The organism is Mycobacterium sp. E802 (assembly GCF_001666875.1).
Classification (GTDB): domain Bacteria; phylum Actinomycetota; class Actinomycetes; order Mycobacteriales; family Mycobacteriaceae; genus Mycobacterium.
Window position 1 is genome coordinate 1 of the sequence record NZ_LZJD01000081.1, and the last position, 15,984, is coordinate 15,984.

Annotated in this window: 19 protein-coding genes; 12 read left to right on the forward strand and 7 right to left on the reverse strand. The window is 67.1% G+C overall.

Features of this window, described 5'->3' with window-relative positions:
* Positions 1-382: 382 nt before the first annotated feature.
* Positions 383-838 (reverse strand): SRPBCC family protein, encoded by a 456-nt coding sequence (locus A5699_RS29890; RefSeq protein WP_067769410.1) that lies wholly within the window; start codon positions 836-838, stop codon positions 383-385.
* A 36-nt stretch (positions 839-874) separates the two neighbouring features.
* Positions 875-1,456 carry a TetR/AcrR family transcriptional regulator gene (locus tag A5699_RS29895; protein ID WP_067769412.1) on the reverse strand — a complete coding sequence of 194 codons (582 nt, stop codon included), beginning with the start codon at positions 1,454-1,456 and terminating at the stop codon, positions 875-877.
* Positions 1,457-1,477: 21 nt separating this feature from the next.
* Between A5699_RS29895 and A5699_RS11825 the strand changes: the two genes are divergently transcribed.
* From A5699_RS11825 to A5699_RS11865, 9 genes are all read left to right on the forward strand, one after another.
* Positions 1,478-1,867, forward strand: coding sequence for a hypothetical protein (locus A5699_RS11825; RefSeq protein ID WP_067769414.1), 390 nt, complete (start codon positions 1,478-1,480; stop codon positions 1,865-1,867).
* Between the two features lie 105 nt (positions 1,868-1,972).
* Entirely contained in the window at positions 1,973-2,422 is a 450-nt protein-coding gene (locus A5699_RS11830) for a DUF1707 domain-containing protein (protein ID WP_067769416.1), read from the forward strand.
* Between the two features lie 157 nt (positions 2,423-2,579).
* Positions 2,580-5,462, forward strand: a complete 2,883-nt coding sequence (locus A5699_RS11835) for a Na+/H+ antiporter subunit A (RefSeq protein WP_067769418.1) — start codon at positions 2,580-2,582, stop codon at positions 5,460-5,462.
* Complete coding sequence (locus A5699_RS11840; protein WP_067769420.1) at positions 5,459-5,926, forward strand: Na(+)/H(+) antiporter subunit C; 468 nt, start codon at positions 5,459-5,461, stop codon at positions 5,924-5,926. The genes A5699_RS11835 and A5699_RS11840 overlap by 4 nt, the downstream gene beginning before the upstream one ends.
* Positions 5,923-7,521: a Na+/H+ antiporter subunit D gene (locus A5699_RS11845; protein WP_067769422.1), complete on the forward strand. Its 1,599-nt coding sequence runs from the start codon at positions 5,923-5,925 to the stop codon at positions 7,519-7,521. The genes A5699_RS11840 and A5699_RS11845 overlap by 4 nt, the downstream gene beginning before the upstream one ends.
* On the forward strand, positions 7,518-8,060 hold the full coding sequence (locus A5699_RS11850; protein ID WP_067769424.1) for a Na+/H+ antiporter subunit E: 543 nt from the start codon (positions 7,518-7,520) through the stop codon (positions 8,058-8,060). The genes A5699_RS11845 and A5699_RS11850 overlap by 4 nt, the downstream gene beginning before the upstream one ends.
* Positions 8,057-8,368: a monovalent cation/H+ antiporter complex subunit F gene (locus A5699_RS11855; RefSeq protein ID WP_067769426.1), complete on the forward strand. Its 312-nt coding sequence runs from the start codon at positions 8,057-8,059 to the stop codon at positions 8,366-8,368. Before A5699_RS11850 ends, A5699_RS11855 begins: the two co-directional genes overlap by 4 nt.
* Positions 8,365-8,718: a monovalent cation/H(+) antiporter subunit G gene (mnhG, locus tag A5699_RS11860; protein WP_067769428.1), complete on the forward strand. Its 354-nt coding sequence runs from the start codon at positions 8,365-8,367 to the stop codon at positions 8,716-8,718. Before A5699_RS11855 ends, mnhG begins: the two co-directional genes overlap by 4 nt.
* A gap of 476 nt (positions 8,719-9,194) precedes the next feature.
* A complete protein-coding gene (locus tag A5699_RS11865) occupies positions 9,195-10,100 on the forward strand; it encodes an SAM-dependent methyltransferase (RefSeq protein ID WP_067769430.1) in 906 nt (301 codons plus the stop codon).
* A 7-nt stretch (positions 10,101-10,107) separates the two neighbouring features.
* Here the strand turns inward: A5699_RS11865 and A5699_RS11870 are convergent, their stop codons facing one another.
* From A5699_RS11870 to A5699_RS11890, 5 genes are all read right to left on the reverse strand, one after another.
* Positions 10,108-10,734 carry an LON peptidase substrate-binding domain-containing protein gene (locus A5699_RS11870; protein ID WP_067769432.1) on the reverse strand — a complete coding sequence of 209 codons (627 nt, stop codon included), beginning with the start codon at positions 10,732-10,734 and terminating at the stop codon, positions 10,108-10,110.
* A 63-nt stretch (positions 10,735-10,797) separates the two neighbouring features.
* The gene (locus tag A5699_RS11875; protein ID WP_067769434.1) at positions 10,798-11,928 is read right to left on the reverse strand and encodes a glutamate--cysteine ligase; all 1,131 of its coding nucleotides are present in this window, start codon (positions 11,926-11,928) and stop codon (positions 10,798-10,800) included.
* Positions 11,909-12,619, reverse strand: coding sequence for a superoxide dismutase family protein (locus A5699_RS11880; RefSeq protein WP_067769436.1), 711 nt, complete (start codon positions 12,617-12,619; stop codon positions 11,909-11,911). Before A5699_RS11880 ends, A5699_RS11875 begins: the two co-directional genes overlap by 20 nt.
* 10 nt (positions 12,620-12,629) lie before the next feature.
* Positions 12,630-13,100 (reverse strand): LytR C-terminal domain-containing protein, encoded by a 471-nt coding sequence (locus A5699_RS11885; protein WP_197508265.1) that lies wholly within the window; start codon positions 13,098-13,100, stop codon positions 12,630-12,632.
* Between the two features lie 74 nt (positions 13,101-13,174).
* Complete coding sequence (locus A5699_RS11890) at positions 13,175-13,486, reverse strand: DUF3263 domain-containing protein (protein ID WP_067769440.1); 312 nt, start codon at positions 13,484-13,486, stop codon at positions 13,175-13,177.
* Positions 13,487-13,624: 138 nt separating this feature from the next.
* Here A5699_RS11890 and A5699_RS11895 point away from each other — a divergent pair, with 138 nt between their 5' ends.
* Genes A5699_RS11895 through A5699_RS11905 form a run of 3 tightly spaced genes read left to right on the forward strand, consistent with a single transcriptional unit; the run spans position 13,625 to position 15,975 of the window.
* Positions 13,625-14,218, forward strand: a complete 594-nt coding sequence (locus tag A5699_RS11895) for a peptide deformylase (RefSeq protein WP_067769442.1) — start codon at positions 13,625-13,627, stop codon at positions 14,216-14,218.
* Complete coding sequence (locus A5699_RS11900; protein WP_067769444.1) at positions 14,218-15,138, forward strand: GNAT family N-acetyltransferase; 921 nt, start codon at positions 14,218-14,220, stop codon at positions 15,136-15,138. Before A5699_RS11895 ends, A5699_RS11900 begins: the two co-directional genes overlap by 1 nt.
* A gap of 24 nt (positions 15,139-15,162) precedes the next feature.
* Positions 15,163-15,975 carry an exodeoxyribonuclease III gene (locus A5699_RS11905; RefSeq protein ID WP_067769446.1) on the forward strand — a complete coding sequence of 271 codons (813 nt, stop codon included), beginning with the start codon at positions 15,163-15,165 and terminating at the stop codon, positions 15,973-15,975.
* Positions 15,976-15,984 lie beyond the last annotated feature (9 nt).

The window sequence follows — 15,984 nt, forward strand, 5'->3', positions numbered from 1 at the left end:
TCATTTGTCCTTCGGCCGCCGCGCCCGGCGCAGGGGCGTTGTGCCCGCCTACAAGCGACAATCGAGCGACAATCGCCACATGGGTAGCCATTGACAACTATTGTCACAAGGACGCTCTTTACTCCTGTCACTTGTGTGTGTTTTAGCCTCAGCGGCAACGGTTTTCGGGTTGTCCAGCTATCAGCGACGGTGTCGCTGACAGTCGGGCAATGGACTGGTGAGGCTGACGAGACACCAGAACAATATGGGTCGGATGTGACTACCCGCTGTGGGGCTGGCGTTCCCCATGTGGCGCAGGAGGCGATTGTCGCTCGATTGTCGCTCATAAGCGGGCACAACGCCCCTGCGCCGGGCGCGGCGGCCGAAGGACAAATGAGGCCCGTTACGACTCCGCCAGTGCGGCCAACCGGTCGATCGATGCCTGCAATTTGTCTGCAGTGGTCGCCCGTGCACGCACCAACCGCTTCTCATCCGTGAGCTGCGACCAGTCGTAAGTGTGGGTGACCAGGGTTCGGTTGTCGCCCAGCGGCTCCAACTGCCAACGCCAGAGATGGCCGGGCGGCTCTTTGCCGACTTCCGACGGCCGCCACGCGATAAGTCGACTTTCCTCGAACTCGACGATGTGGTTCTGCCGGTCACTCCCCTGAGTGATCGTCATCGTGAACACGTCTCCGACCTCACGCACTCGCTGCCCCGCCGGCGCCTCGGCCAGGTTGTCGTTGCCGTCCCAGCGCGGCTGTTGAGCCGGATCAGCAATGAGCTCGAAAATCACCTCCGCCGGCGCGGCGATCTCTCGACTGGCTGCGACAACCCTTGCGCCTTCGGCCTTCTCATCCATAGGCAAAACCTTACCCAGCACCGCCGCGGGAATTCGCTACCGAACCAACAACCTCCGTACCGCGTCGGCCAGGTCGTCTTCCAACCACGTGGGCAGTTCGGCGTCGTTGGCGTGGCGGCGCACCACTGCGTAGGGCAGGTCGACGACGGCTCGTGAAATCGCGTCCATCGACCGCGCGTCATCGCCGCCGAAGATTTCACGGGACAGCCCTCCCAGACGGTCCAGCAGTGGCGCGTTCATCGCCGCCAGCGTCGCGGTGAACTCCGCGTCAGGCTCCCCGTCGAGCAGGTCGCTGGGCCGGATGGTCAGCAGCAACCGGGCATCGTCTGGTACGGAACGGGCGAAACCGACGGCTGCGACGGCCATCGCCACTGCCACCTCCACCGGGTCCGTCCCGGCGGCCGCCAGAGCGCGGGACTGAAAGCGCTCCAGCGCCCGCAGCCAGGCGGCGGTCAGCACGCCGTTGCGATTGCCGAAGCGGTGGTACAGCGTGCCCGCCGGCGCCCCGCTGACCTTGGCGATTGCCGCGACGCTGGCGGCGCGGGGCCCGTCGGCGAGGACCAGCGCCCGGGTCGCATCCAAGATTGCGTCGGTTTCATGCTTCCGCGGCGGGGCCATGATCTAGTACGGTCCTTCTATATGGAACGTTTACCCTATATCGATGAGCATGCCATAACCGTCGAGGCCGATGCGGCCACGACATGGGCCGCCGTCCTGCGCACCCTGTGCGGCGATCCCGCCAATCCGCGCGCCCCGTTCGGGTTCGCGATCGGCGAGCGCATCCCCCGCGAACGCCTGGTTCTCAAAGGCCGTCATCCCTTTTCGATCTACGAATGGGTTTTCGAGTTGGACACCCTCGGCCCGCATGACACCCGGGTGCGCTCACAGACGTGGGCGGCTTTCCCTGGCCTGCACGGCAAGATCTACCGCACCGTGGTGATCAGCTCGGGCCTCCACGTGGTGGCGGTGCGTCAGACCCTGAAAAGGATTGCCGGACAGCTTCGTCCGCGGCCGGACGTGCTGGCGTGACCCTGCGTCGCCTCACACATAAAGAAACCGCGGCCAACATCTTGACGGTGACAAGTTCACGTGGAACACTTCAACTAGTCATTGACTAGATCCACGGGAGCTGACATGGCCGACACCGCCCTACCCACCGTCGAACCCGCCCGCGCCGGTGACCGGGAGCGGGAACGGACCGCCAACGATCTCGGCCAGGCCCTCACCCAGGGCTACCTGACCATGCCCGAATACGAGGACCGGCTGCAGGCGACGTTCCGGGCCCAGACCACCGACGCGTTGGGTCAGCTCGTCGCCGATCTACCCGTCACCCGGCTCCGCCGTCACGACCCCCGCCGCCGCGCCGCCCAACAGCGGGCCGCCCAAATAAGCGTCGGAATCCATCTGGCCGGTTACCTGGCCGGTTCGCTGCTCATGCTCGGCATCTGGCTGGCCGTCGGACTCGGCGGTGGCGGCTGGTACTTCTGGCCGGTCTGGCCGATCATGGGCTGGGGCATCGGCGTGGTCTCCCACGCGATTCCGGTGTGGGCCCACCGTTCGATGAGCCCGGCGCCAAGCGCCTAGCGCGACGGCACGTCACGCCGATTGTCCGGCGAGGGCTCCTGCCGCCCCCACTTCGCCACAACGGCCCACGTAGAATGGCTTTAACCAAAGCCCGAAAAGCCGTAGCACCCGCATAGCTATAAGGCTGACACCCCGACCCCAACCCGATCGGAGTGCCATGCTCGCCGTCCTGCTCGCCCACGCGGTCGCCACCGCGCTGGCGCCACTTCTGGTGGCCAGATGGGGACGGAGGGCGTTTTATCCGCTCGCGCTGGTCCCGCTCGGTTCGCTGGCCTGGGTCGCGTCGAACTGGCCCAGCCACGATCGCGTGCCCACGCTGAACATTCCGTGGGTTCCCGAACTGTCGATGGACATCGCGCTGCGGTTCGACTCACTCGCCGCGATCATGAGCGTGCTGGTGCTGGCCATCGGTGCCCTCGTGCTGTTCTACTGCGGCGAGTACTTCCACCACCACGACGGACGCATCGAGAAGCGGCTGCCCAGCTTCGCCGCCGAGCTCGTCGCATTCTCCGGGTCCATGTTCGGCCTGGTGATCAGCGACAACATGCTGGTGCTCTACATCTTCTGGGAAACCACCACGGTGCTGTCCTTCCTGCTCGTCGGCCATTACGCCGAGCGGGCCACCAGCCGCCGGGCGGCCACCCAGGCCCTGTTGGTGACGACGTTCGGTGGGCTGGCGATGCTCGTCGGCATCATCGTGCTGGGCAATCTGGCCGGCACCTACCTGTTGTCCGAACTGATCGCGGCGCCTCCGGAGGGCACGGCCGCTGCCGTCGGAGTCGCGCTCATCCTCGTCGGCGCCCTGTCGAAGTCGGCCATCGTGCCGCTGCACTTCTGGCTGCCCGGCGCCATGGCCGCCCCCACTCCGGTGAGCGCCTACCTGCACGCCGCGGCCATGGTGAAGGCCGGTGTCTACCTGGTGGCCCGCATGGCGCCCGGGTTCGCCGACACCTCGTTCTGGCGTCCAATGGTGGTAGGCCTCGGACTGGTGACGATGCTGCTGGCCGGCTGGCGCGCGGTCCGCGAATACGACCTCAAACTCATCCTGGCGTTCGGCACGGTCAGCCAGTTGGGTCTGATCACCGTGATGGTGGGGACCGGCGGCAGCGACATGATGCTGGCCGGCCTGGCCATGCTCTGCGCGCACGCGATGTTCAAGGCATCGCTGTTCATGGTGGTCGGCGTGATCGACCACGCCACCGGCACCCGCGATATCCGGCGCCTGGCCGGGTTGGGCCGTCAACATCGACCGCTGTTGTTCATCGCCGCTGCCGCCACCGCGAGCATGGCCGCGCTGCCACCGTTCTTCGGTTTCGTCGCCAAGGAGGCCGACCTGGAGACGGTGTTGCACAGCCCGGCGCTCGGCTCGGCCGCGCCGTACGTGCTCACCGGCATCGTGGTGGGCTCGGTGTTCACCACGATCTACAGCCTGCGTTTCATGTGGGGGGCGTTCGCGGGCAAGGGCTCGCCGGAGCCGAGCGCCCGAGTCGCCGAGATGCATCGCCCGTCGGCGACCTTCCTCGCTGCTCCGGCCGTCCTGGCCGCCACCGGCCTGGTGTTCGGGCTCTGGCCGGCCGGGCTCGACGCGGTGCTCGACGAATACGCCGACACCATGCCCGGCGGGTCCGGCTATCACCTGGCGCTGTGGCACGGGTTCGGCCTGCCGCTGGTGTTGTCGGTCGTCGTGCTGGCCATCGGCACCGCGGCGTTCGTCACGCGTCGTCGCCTGCCCCGCACCCGATTCGCGTATCAGCCGCTGGGCAACGCCGACCGCATGTACGACGCGACGATCCGGGGCCTCGACGTGATCTCGCTACGCCTGACCGGGTCGACACAACGCGGCTCGCTGCCCGCCACCCAGTCGGTGATCCTGTGCACGCTGGTGGCGCTCCCGCTCGCCACGTTGGCCCTCGGCGCCCGCGATCACCCCGACTTCGCGTTGTGGGATTCGCCGCTGCAGGTGGTCGTCGGGTTGCTGATGCTGGCCGCCGCGGTGGGAGCGGTCGTGATGCGTAACCGCCTGGCCGCGGTGCTGCTGGTCGGGGTGACCGGCTACGGCTGCGGCGCCATCTTCGCCTTCCACGGCGCACCCGATCTGGCGTTGACCCAATTCCTGGTCGAGACACTGGTTTTGGTGATCTTCGTGCTGGTGCTGCGAACTCTGCCGGCCGAGGCCGACGCCGCCAAGATCAACAGCCACCGCCTGCCGCGGGCCCTGCTGGCCCTGGCGGTCGGCGCCGCCGTCACGTGCCTGGCCGTTTACGCGATGGCCGCGCGCACCGGCCTCGGGATCGCCGAACTGTTGCCGGATGCCGCCTACTACCGCGGGCACGGCGCCAACACCGTCAACGTCCTGCTGGTGGACATCCGCGCCTGGGACACCATGGGCGAGATCATGGTGCTGCTGGTCGCCGCGACCGGGGTGGCCTCGCTGGTGTTCCGGCACCGCCGCTTCGGCACCGCCCCGCGGGTCAGCGCGGCCCCGGGACAACCCGACATCGGACCCGTCGGCGCCTACAGTCCGGCCATCGGCGATGTCACCTGGCTGCGCGGGTCGGAGATGCGCGATCCGCGGTACCGGTCACTGGTGCTTGAGGTCGCCACCCGGGTGATCTTCCCGCTGATCATGGTGCTGTCCGCATACTTCTTCTTCGCCGGGCACAACACGCCCGGCGGAGGATTCGCCGGTGGGCTCACCGCGGGTTTGGCGCTGGTGCTGCGGTATCTGGCCGGCGGCCGATACGAACTCGGCGAGACCCTGCCGTTGGACGCGGGCAAGATCCTGGGAACCGGGTTGGGTCTGTCGGCCGGCACGGCCGTCACTTCCATCCTGTTGGGCGCCCCGGCCCTGTCCTCGGCGGTTCTGCAGTTCGACCTTCCGGTGTTCGGCCATGTCAAGCTCGTCACCGCGCTGTTCTTCGATCTGGGTGTCTACCTCATCGTGGTCGGCCTGGTGCTCGACGTGCTACGCAGCCTCGGTGCGCGGGTGGACGTGGAAACCACCGGTGCCCCGGCGACTTCGAAGGCGATGACGCGATGACGACGTTCATGATCCCGCTGATCATCATCGGCGGCCTGACCAGCGCCGGGGTGTATCTGCTTCTCGAGCGCAATCTGACCCGGATGTTGTTGGGACTGTTGCTGATCGGCAACGCGGTGAACCTGCTGATCCTGACCGTCGGTGGGGCGGGCGGTAATCCACCGATCCGCGGGCGCACCAGCGACGATGCATCGTCCACCGCCGATCCCTTGGCACAGGGCATGATCCTGACCGCCATCGTGATCAGCATGGGGATCGCGGCGTTCGTGTTGGCCCTGGCCTACCGGTCCTATCGGTTGACCACGGTCGAAGAAGTCAGCAACGACCCCGAGGACACGCGCGTCTCGCAGCAGGCCGGTACCGAGCCAGGCCCCGACGAGGAGATCCTCGAACCCGAACCCCATCTGGACACCGACGCGCCCGACGAACTCGATGCGCTGCCCGGATTCGAGGGTTCGAAATGACGGCTCAGGCATTGATGCCGCTGCCGGTGCTGATCCCGGCGTTGGCCGCGGCGATCACGCTGGTGGCCGGGCGGCGGCCGCAATTGCAGCGCCTGATCACTCAGGTCGCACTCGTGGCCGTGGTCGCGGTGTGTGCGGCCCTGGTGTACCTCGCCGATCGCGACGGCACCCTGGTGCTGCACGTCGGCGGCTGGGGGCAGAGCGTGCCCGGCATGGGCCCGCTGGGCATCACGTTGGTGGTCGACCGGTTGTCGGCCTTGATGCTGGTGGTGTCCGCGATCGTGTTGCTCGCGGTGGTCGCCTACGCCATCGGGCAGGGTATCCGTGACGGCGACGAACGCCAGCCCGTGTCGATCTTCATGCCGACCTATCTGGTGCTCTCGGCCGGGGTGTGTACCGCGTTCCTGGCCGGTGACCTGTTCAACCTGTTCGTCGGTTTCGAGGTGCTGCTGTCGGCGAGCTTCGTGCTGTTGACGATCGGCGCCAGCGAGGAACGCGTCCGGGCCGGCATCTCCTACGTGATGGTGTCGATGGTGTCGTCGCTGATCTTCCTGATCGGCATCGCCCTGGTCTACGCCGCCACCGGCACGCTGAACCTGGCCGAGTTGGCCGTGCGCCTCGACGACGTGCCCGCCGGAACCCGTAACGCGCTGTTCGCGGTGCTGCTGGTGGCCTTCGGCATCAAGGCGGCGGTGTTCCCGCTGTCGACGTGGCTGCCCGACTCGTATCCGACCGCGCCGGCCCCGGTCACCGCGGTGTTCGCCGGGTTGCTCACCAAAGTCGGTGTCTACGCGATCATCCGGGCCCACGCGTTGTTGTTCCCCGGCGGCAGCCTGGATTCGGTGCTGCTGGTGGCCGGGTTGCTGACCATGGTGATCGGCATCCTCGGCGCGATCGCGCAGAGCGACATCAAACGGTTGTTGTCGTTCACGCTCGTGAGCCACATCGGCTACATGGTGTTCGGCGTCGCGCTGGGCAACGAGCTGGGCATGTCGGGGGCGATCTACTACGTCGCGCACCACATCGTCGTGCAGACGACACTGTTCCTCGTGGTGGGGCTGATCGAGCGCCAAGCCGGTGCGTCCACCCTGAACCGGCTCGGCGGGCTGGCCGCCGCCAGCCCGGTACTGGCCTTCGTGTTCGTCGTTCCCGCGCTGAATCTGGGTGGTATCCCGCCGTTCTCGGGTTTCATCGGCAAGGTCGCGTTGATGGAGGCCGGTGCTGCCAACGGCTCACCGTTGGCCTGGACGCTGGTGGCCGGCGGCGTCGTCACGAGCCTGCTGACGCTCTATGTCGTGGCCCGGGTGTGGACGAAGGCGTTCTGGCGGTCTCGGGCCGACGCGCCCGAAGGCCATCTGGCCGCGGCTGCGCCTGCGGTGCTGCTCGACGACTCCGAGGACATCGAGTTCGCCGACCGCGACAGTGTGGGGCGCATGCCCAGCGGCATGCTGGTGCCGACCGCCGCGCTGATCGTCGTGGGGTTGGCGCTGACGATCGCGGCCGGCCCGATCTTCGGCTACGGCGAACGGTCGGCGGCCGAGGTGATCGACCGCGGGCAGTACATCTCGGCGGTGCTGGGAGGCTCATCACGATGAGACATCTCGCGCTGCGGATCTGGCTGGTGTGCTTCCTGACGCTGGTCTGGGTGCTGTTGTGGGGCCACTTCAGCGTCGCCAATGTGGCCGGCGGGCTCGTGGTGGCACTGGTCATCACCGTCTTGCTGCCACTGCCGTCGGTGCCGGTCGAGGGTCGGCTGCACCCGCTGTCGCTGCTGAAACTCGTTGCGGTGGTCGGCTATTACATGGTGTTGTCGTCCTTCCAGGTGGCCTGGCTGGCGATCCGCCCCGGACCACCACCACTGGTCGCCGTGCTGCGCGCCAACCTGCCGGCCGTGAAGTCGGATCTCGTGCTGGCCTTGGCCGTCAACATCTTCAACGTCATTCCCGGCACGATCGTGCTGGAGATCGATCAGGCCCGCCGGATTCTCTACATGCACGTCATCGACGTCGGATCGGAGAGCACGGTGCAGCGGTTCTACCGGCAGGTCGAGCAGATCCAGCGGATGCTGGTGGCCGCCTTTGAGCGGGAAAGCGACTGGCAACCGTCGGCCGAGCGGGAGGCGGGTCACACATGACGACGGTCTGGATCATCGCGGCGGTCATGTTGACCGCCGCGGCCGCGATCACCATGTTCCGCGTACTGGCCGGGCCCAGCACCCTGGATCGGCTGGTCTCGCTGGACACCCTGATTGCGGTGACGATGTGCGGTATCGGCACCTGGGCGGCGTTCAGCCTCGACACCACGGTCACCTACAGCCTGACCGCGCTGGCGTTGATCAGCTTTGTCGGCTCGGTGAGCGTGGCTCGCTTCCGCGTGCCGGACACCGACGATCCGCAGCCGCGGCGGCGGCCGCGGCGAGGGCTGGGCCGGGAGCGGCGATGAACATTCTCGACATCCTCACCGCCGTACTGATTCTCAGTGGATCGTCCCTGGCGCTGACGGCGGCGATCGGTGTGGTCCGTTTCCCCGACACGCTCTCACGTATGCATGCGGCCACCAAGCCCCAGGTGCTCGGCCTGCTGCTGGTGTTGGCGGGGGCTGCGATCCGACTGCGCGGCCACGCCGATATCGGCATGGTCATCCTCACCGGGTTGTTCACCTTGATCACCGCACCGGTGATCGCCAATCGCGTCGGCCAGCTTGCCTACCACGAGCAGAACATCCGCGACGATCTGCTGACCCGGGACGAGATGGCCGAATCCGAGGAGACCGGCCGCGATGACGCGCAGTGAGGTTCCTGGCGTCACTCGGCAGGTGCACACGTCGTGCCCCGGCCCCGGCCCGGCCACGTCTTCACGGTTGCCGGAGGGGTATCCGATGTGCCCGACTGTTAGCGACAACTGAGCGACAATCGCCACACCAGCAACTGCAGAATCAGTAAACCCATTGTCGCTCAGGGTTTTTGACACTCGCGCATCACCAGCCGCATCAGCATCATCTGCCCAATGTCCGACTGTCAGCGACTCCGTCGCTGATAGCTGGGCAACGGAAAATCCGTAACGACCGAGGCGGATGAGGCGTGAGCGACGGAAGTCATCATCGGCCGTGTGATCAACGGTGCCCGTGGTGCCGATGCGGCGATAGTCGCTGAAAAGTCGCGGATAGGCGGGCAGACCGGCACCCCGTCCCGTCACGCGACACGCCGAAAGCCGACTCGGCCTGCCCCGGAAATGTCTGAAGTCGGGCTTGAGGGGGCACACTGGCAGCGATGACCAGAACTGACGACGACAGCTGGGAGATCACCGAGAGCGTGGGGGCCACTGCGCTCGGTGTGGCGATGGCGCGGGCCGCCGAAACCGCCTCAGACACCCCGCTGTTCACCGATCCTTACGCCCAGATGTTTCTCGACGCCGCCGCCGAGCGTGGCTGGCGTCCACCGGCCGGCGCGATGGCCCAGCGCATCCGCGACATCGGCAACTACGCCGCCTCCCGCACCAAGTGGTTCGACGAGTTCTTCGTGGCCGCCGGCGCCGCGGGCATCCGCCAGGCCGTGATCCTGGCGGCCGGTCTGGACGCCCGCGCGTGGCGGTTGCCGTGGATCGACGACAGCGTGATCTTCGAGATCGACCAGCCGCAGGTGTTGCAGTTCAAGGGTGCGGTGCTGGCCGCGCACCGTGTGGTGTCGACGGTCCGCTATGCCGCGGTCGGTGTCGACCTGCGTCAGGACTGGCCGGAAGCATTGCAGGAGGCGGGTTTCGACCAGTCACAGCCGACCGCGTGGGCGGTCGAGGGGCTGCTGCCCTACCTGCCCGCCGAGGCGCAGGATCTGCTGTTCGAGCGGATCACCGAATTGTCGGCGCGCGACAGCCGGATCGCCGTCGAGGCCTTCAGCGCAGACTTCTTCTCCGAGGACCATCTGGCCCGCCGCCGTGCGCGCATCGAGCAGATGCGCGCACAGGCCGCCGAGGCCGGCGAGGACATGCCCGACCCGGAGCAGTTGTGGTTCGTCGAGGAACGTCCCCACGTCGCCGACTGGCTCAGCGAACGCTGCTGGCAGGTCGCGGCGCTCCCGGCCGACGACGTGATGGCGCGCTACCGCCGCGCCCTTCCCGAGGACACCGCCGACCTGTCCATGTCGACTGAGTTCGTCGAAGGAGTGATGACCGCGGGGTGACCGAGAGCTACTCCGAGAGCTGGAACTCCACCATCGCGGCGACGGTGTCCACCGCTTCACCGAGTGCCTCCACCCGGGCCGCCTCCGACGGCGCGGCCAGCAGCGAGTAGCGGTCGGCCTGTCCCATCGGTAACCGAGTGGCCAAGGCGTACAAGCGGTTACCCGGGTCCAACCGAGCTGACTCCACGATCTCGCGGCTTCGCAGCGGGGTACCGCGTGCCTCGCCGATCCGGTCCAGCAACGCCACCATCCGGTCTTCGACCTCCCCGATGCGAGCGGGGTCGGCAGGCTGGTCCGGGTCATCGGGCCACGGCTCGATCTCGGCGCGCGGATACGGATCGTCGTCGAGCCACCGCCGCACGCGGATTCGTTCGCCCATCATGCACAACAGCCGGTACTTGCCGACGCCGAACTCCTGGCAGTCGATGATCTTGGCCCGCGCTCCGACGTCACAGCGCCGTTCACCGCCGCCCACCTCGCGTCCGGCCGAGATCAGCACCACCCCGAAAGACGGCTCCGACATGGCCATACAGTCAGCCACCATCGCCACATACCGCGGTTCGAAGATCCGTAGCGGCAGCTCCTGGCCGGGCAGCATCGCCACTTCGAGTGGAAACATCGGTGAGACCGTCATTCGGCCAGGATCGTCCTCGCCCTCGATTTGGTCAATGCGCGTTTGGTCAATGCACGCCCAGGCCTAAAGCTGCAGTTCGCCGATCAGCGCGTCGACGACTTCGCGGAGGTCGCCGTCGTTCTCCTCGGCCACTCGGCGCTGGCGTTGGTACGACGCGCCGCCGCGGTAGATGTCGGTGACCGCGGCCAACTCGTCGGCACACCGCAACGACTTGGCCACCGGCTCAAGACGATTCAACAACTCGTCGAGGTCCTCGGTGACCAGTCGCTCATTGCTGTCGGCGTCCAGGATGATCACCGCGTCGAGCCCGTACCGGGCCGCGCGCCACTTGTTTTCCTGGACATGCCACGGCGGCATGGTCGGCAGCTGCTCACCCGCGTCGAGCCTGCGGTCCAAGTCGACGATCAGGCAGTGTGTCAACGCCACCAGTGCGCCCAGCTCACGCAGGTTGGACACGCCGTCGAAGATCCGCACCTCGACCGTGCCGAGATGCGGGGAAGGCCGGATGTCCCAACGGATCTCGTTGAGGTGGTCGATGATCCCGGTCTTCTTCTGATCGTGGACGAAACCCTCGAACTCGCGCCAACTCTGGAACTGGAACGGCAGTCCGGCCGTAGGCAACTGCTGGAACATCATCGCCCGGTTACTGGCATATCCGGTGTCCTCACCGTCCCAGAACGGCGACGACGCCGACAGCGCCAGCAGATGCGGGTACTGGTTGAGCAGTGACGAGATGATCGGCATCACCTTGTGCGCCGAGGAGATCCCGACGTGCACGTGCACACCCCAGATCAGCATCTGTCGCCCCCACCACTGGGTGCGTTTGATCAGCTCGGCGTAGCGCGGCGCGTCGGTCAGTTGTTGTGCCGACCATTTCGCGAACGGATGGGTCCCTGCGCAGAACAGCTCCATGCCACGGTCGTGCACGATCTTGCGTACGGGGCCGAGGGTGCTGCGCAGGTCATCCATCGCCTCACCGGTGTTGTCGCAGATCCCGGTGACGATCTCGATGGTGTTGCGCAGCAGCTCCTTGTGCACGTGCGGGGTCTCGCCGACTTCGGCGATCACCTCGGCGGCGCCGTTGCTCAGATCACGAGTGTCGGCGTCGACGAGAGCGAACTCCCATTCGACGCCGACCGTCGGCCGGGGCGACCCGGCGAAATCGATCCGGCTGTCAGCCGGCGCCGATAACACCGCACGCCACCCGACTTCCGGCGTCGCCGGTAGCCAAGGTCGCCTGATCGGGCCCGGGTGCGCCGCCGACGACCTGCTGGTACTTCTCCGGCGGGATGTTGGCGAAGTTGTCGGCCTTCTCGTGGATGATGATCGCGGTCTTGGCGCCGCCGGTGAGATCCTCGGCGGTGAAGGCGTCGGTGGTGGTCACCAGCTTGCCCGAGCCGTCGGCACGGATCTGCAGCGAGCTCAGGTCACCGCTGGAGGGATGTCCGGTGTGTCCGGAGACCTGGAGATGACCTCCGGCCGAGTTGAAGTCGCCGGGCGCGCCGCCGGTCGGAGCCACCGAATTGGCCTCGCACTTGCCGACCGAGTGGATGTGCAGTCCGTGGAAGCCGGGGGCGAGCTTGCCCGGAGCGGTGGTCTCCACCGTCACGGTCGCGAAACCGTCGGCGAACTGGAAGTCAGCGGTGGCCACGGAGGTTCCGTCGGCGGTCTTGAGCTCGGCGGTGAGCGTCTCGCCACCGGTGGTGGCCTGCGCACCGTGCCCGCTGCCGTGCTCACCGGGAGCGGCCGAGGGCGAGGGCGATCCGGTCCAGATCGCCGGCGTGGTGCCGGGGGCGTCGGAGGGCACCTGTCCAGGCGGGCTACAGGCGCTCAGCGCGACGACAGGGGCGGCGAACAAGAAGGCAACACTGACGGGCTTCAGCATGGCCCAAAGCCTAGCCGGTGACCACCACGATCACTCCCGGTGGTTGCTCGATAAGTTCCGGGCGCCGGGGTTCGACGGGTGCATGCAGGACCTTGCCCACGTTTTCGGCGGCTTCCTTCTCGTCCGGCGTGTCACCGAAGAACACCGTGGTGCCCGCGACGCCTTCCATCACCAGGTTGCCGGTCTCGGTCACGTTCCAGTGCGCCTCACGCAACTGGTTGGCCGCGGTCTCGGCGGCACCCGCGACATCAGAGATGTTGTAGACCCGCACGTCGGCCTTGATCTCGGGGGCCGGTGCGGCCTTGGTCGACGTCTTCGCGGCAGTGGTCGTCGCGCTCGTCGTCGCCACGGACGACTGGTCCGCCGAGTCGTCATCGGAGCCGAGCGCCTGGAAGCCGACCAGCAGGAACACCACCCCGAGGAACAACAGCACCATCACCATGGCGCGCAGGGGTAGCCCGGAGGAGTCTCGCTGATTCATCGCCACCACTGTATCGAGCGAACCGCCCGATGCCGCACTCCACCCATTTGTCCTCCTCGCGTGTGGAGCGACCCCTAGGTAGTGATATCGAAGCCGAGCCGCCGCGCAGCCCGTGCCTTTTGACGGCTCGCCCGCAACCGACGCAACCGCTTGACCAGCATCGGGTCGGCAGCCAGCGCCTCAGGGCGGTCCACGAGCGCATTGAGCACCTGGTAGTACCGGGTTGCCGACATCGAGAACAGCTCTTTGATCGCGTCTTCCTTGCTGCCCGCGTACTTCCACCATTGACGTTCGAACGCCAAGATGTCGTGCTCGCGACGGGTTAGCCCATCGGTCAGATCAGAGTCATCCCCGGATTGCTCAGTCCGCGCGATAGCGCCGTCCATATTGCTCCTTGGACCCTTCCGACACTCGAAAAATTACATCGCTGTGGTTCGTCGATTATTCAACCACGGCTTGCTGGGTCTGGCTGACACATAAACCCGCGAGTCGGACCAGTTGCATTGCCACCTTAAGCTTCCCCCATGGCCGTAGTACCGATCTGCATCGTCGGGGATCCCGTTCTGCACACGCCGACCGAGCCGGTGCCGGTCGGCCCGGACGGTTCGCTTCCCGCAGACCTCCCCGAACTCATCCAGAACATGTTCGACACCATGGACGCCGCCAACGGAGTTGGCTTGGCCGCCAATCAGATCGGTGTGGCCAAGCGGTTGTTCGTCTATGACTGCGCCGCCACCCGCGGGCACACGACCCGCCGCCGCGGCGTGGTCATCAACCCGGTGCTCGAGACCTCCGAAGTGCCCGAGACGATGCCGGACCCCGACGAGGACGAGGAAGGCTGCCTGTCCGTTCCCGGCGAGAATTTCCCGACCGGCCGGGCCGACTGGGCGCGGGTGACCGGGCTGGACGCGGACGGATCACCGGTCACTCTGGAGGGCACCGACCTGTTTGCCCGCATGCTGCAGCATGAGACCGGTCACCTCGACGGATTCCTCTACATCGACCGCCTCGTGGGCCGCTATGCCCGCGCGGCGAAGAAGACCGTCAAGCGCAACGGCTGGGGTGTGCCCGGCCTGTCCTGGATGCCCGGCGAGGTCCCCGACCCGTTCGGCCACTGATGCCCGACCTGCCGGCACTCGGGTCCCGGGTCAGCCTGCGTTACCGGTTGCCGGCCGGGGCGGCCAAGCCGCTCACTGATGTCATCGGTTACGTCGAACGTGTTGCGCCGACAGTGCAGATCCGTACCAAGGACGGCGAACTCGTCGAGATCGCGCCGGGCGACGTCGTCAGCGTGCGCGAGTTGTCGCACACCCCGGTGCGGGCCTCGCAGATCCGTGCGCTCGAACATGCCGCGGCACTGGCCTGGCCCGGCGTCGAACAGCAATGGCTGGGTGGTTGGCTGCTGCGCGCCGGACACGGTGTGACGAGCCGCGCCAATTCGGCGATCCCGTTGGGCGTGTCGGCGCAGATCGCCGATCTGGACGCGGTGCGCGGCTGGTACCGCGAACGTGACCTGCCGGCCTGGCTGGCCCTGCCCGAACGACTGCTGCCGGTGCGCAACCCGGGCATCAAGCCGACGCGGGTGATGGTGCGCGAGCTGCCCACTCCCCCGTCGGCTGTCACGCCGGCGCAACCCTCGGCCTCGAGCGTCACGCTGGAGCAGCAACCGGACGCACAGTGGCTCCAGATCTACGACCGCGAGGTTCCCCTCGACGTGTTGACGGCTGTGGTCGATGGGCAGTTGACCTTCGCGACCGCGGCCGGCTGCGCTGTCGGCCGCGGCGCCGTCACACAATCGGCCGACGGCACATCCTGGCTGGGCATCTCCTCGATCCGGGTCTCGCCCGAGCATCGCCGTCAAGGCCACGCCCGGGCGCTGTGCGAAGCGCTGCTGGTCTGGGCCACGCAGGTCGGCGCGACCCGGGCCTACGTACAGGTCGAGGTCGGCAACCACGAGGCCATCGCGTTGTACACGTCGCTCGGTTTCCGGTTGCACCACCAAACCCGTTATGTGGCGGCCGACGACCTGCTCGCCTGAGGCCGGCACGTACCCTCTAACCCCATGCGCCTGGCCACCTGGAACGTCAATTCGATCCGAACTCGAGTGGACCGCGTGGTCGACTGGCTCGAACGCGCCGACGTCGACGTTCTGGCCATGCAGGAAACCAAGTGCACCGACGCGCAGTTCCCGATGATGCCGTTCGCCGCGCTGGGTTACGAGGTGGCCCACATCGGGCTCAACCAGTGGAACGGCGTCGCCATCGCCTCACGGGTCGGCCTCGACGACATCGAGATCGGGTTCGACGGCCAGCCGACGTGGAGCAGCAAGCCGGAAGAAGAGGCCACCGCCGAGGCCCGCGCGCTCGGCGCCACGTGCGGCGGGGTGCGGGTGTGGAGCCTGTATGTGCCCAACGGTCGCACCCTGACCGACCCGCACTACACCTACAAGCTGGGTTGGCTTGCCGCCCTTCGTGATACCGCCGCCGGATGGCTCAAGGACGACCCGGAGCAGCCCATCGCACTGGTCGGCGACTGGAACATCGCGCCCACCGACGAGGACGTCTGGGACATGGCCGCATTCAAGGGCAGCACCCATGTGTCCGAGCCGGAGCGGGCTGCCTTCCAGGCCATGCACGACGCCCAATTCACCGATGTGGTGCGCCCTTTCACTCCCGGTCCGGGGATCTACACCTACTGGGACTACACCCAGCTGGCATTTCAGAAGCGCCGCGGCATGCGCATCGACTTCATCCTCGGCTCCCCTGGCCTCGCCTCCCGGGTGACGCACGCCGAGATCGTCAAGGACGAACGGCGCCCCAAGAAAGGCACCACCGCCCCCAGCGACCACGCCCCCGTCGTGGTGGAGCTCAGCTGACGCTTGACG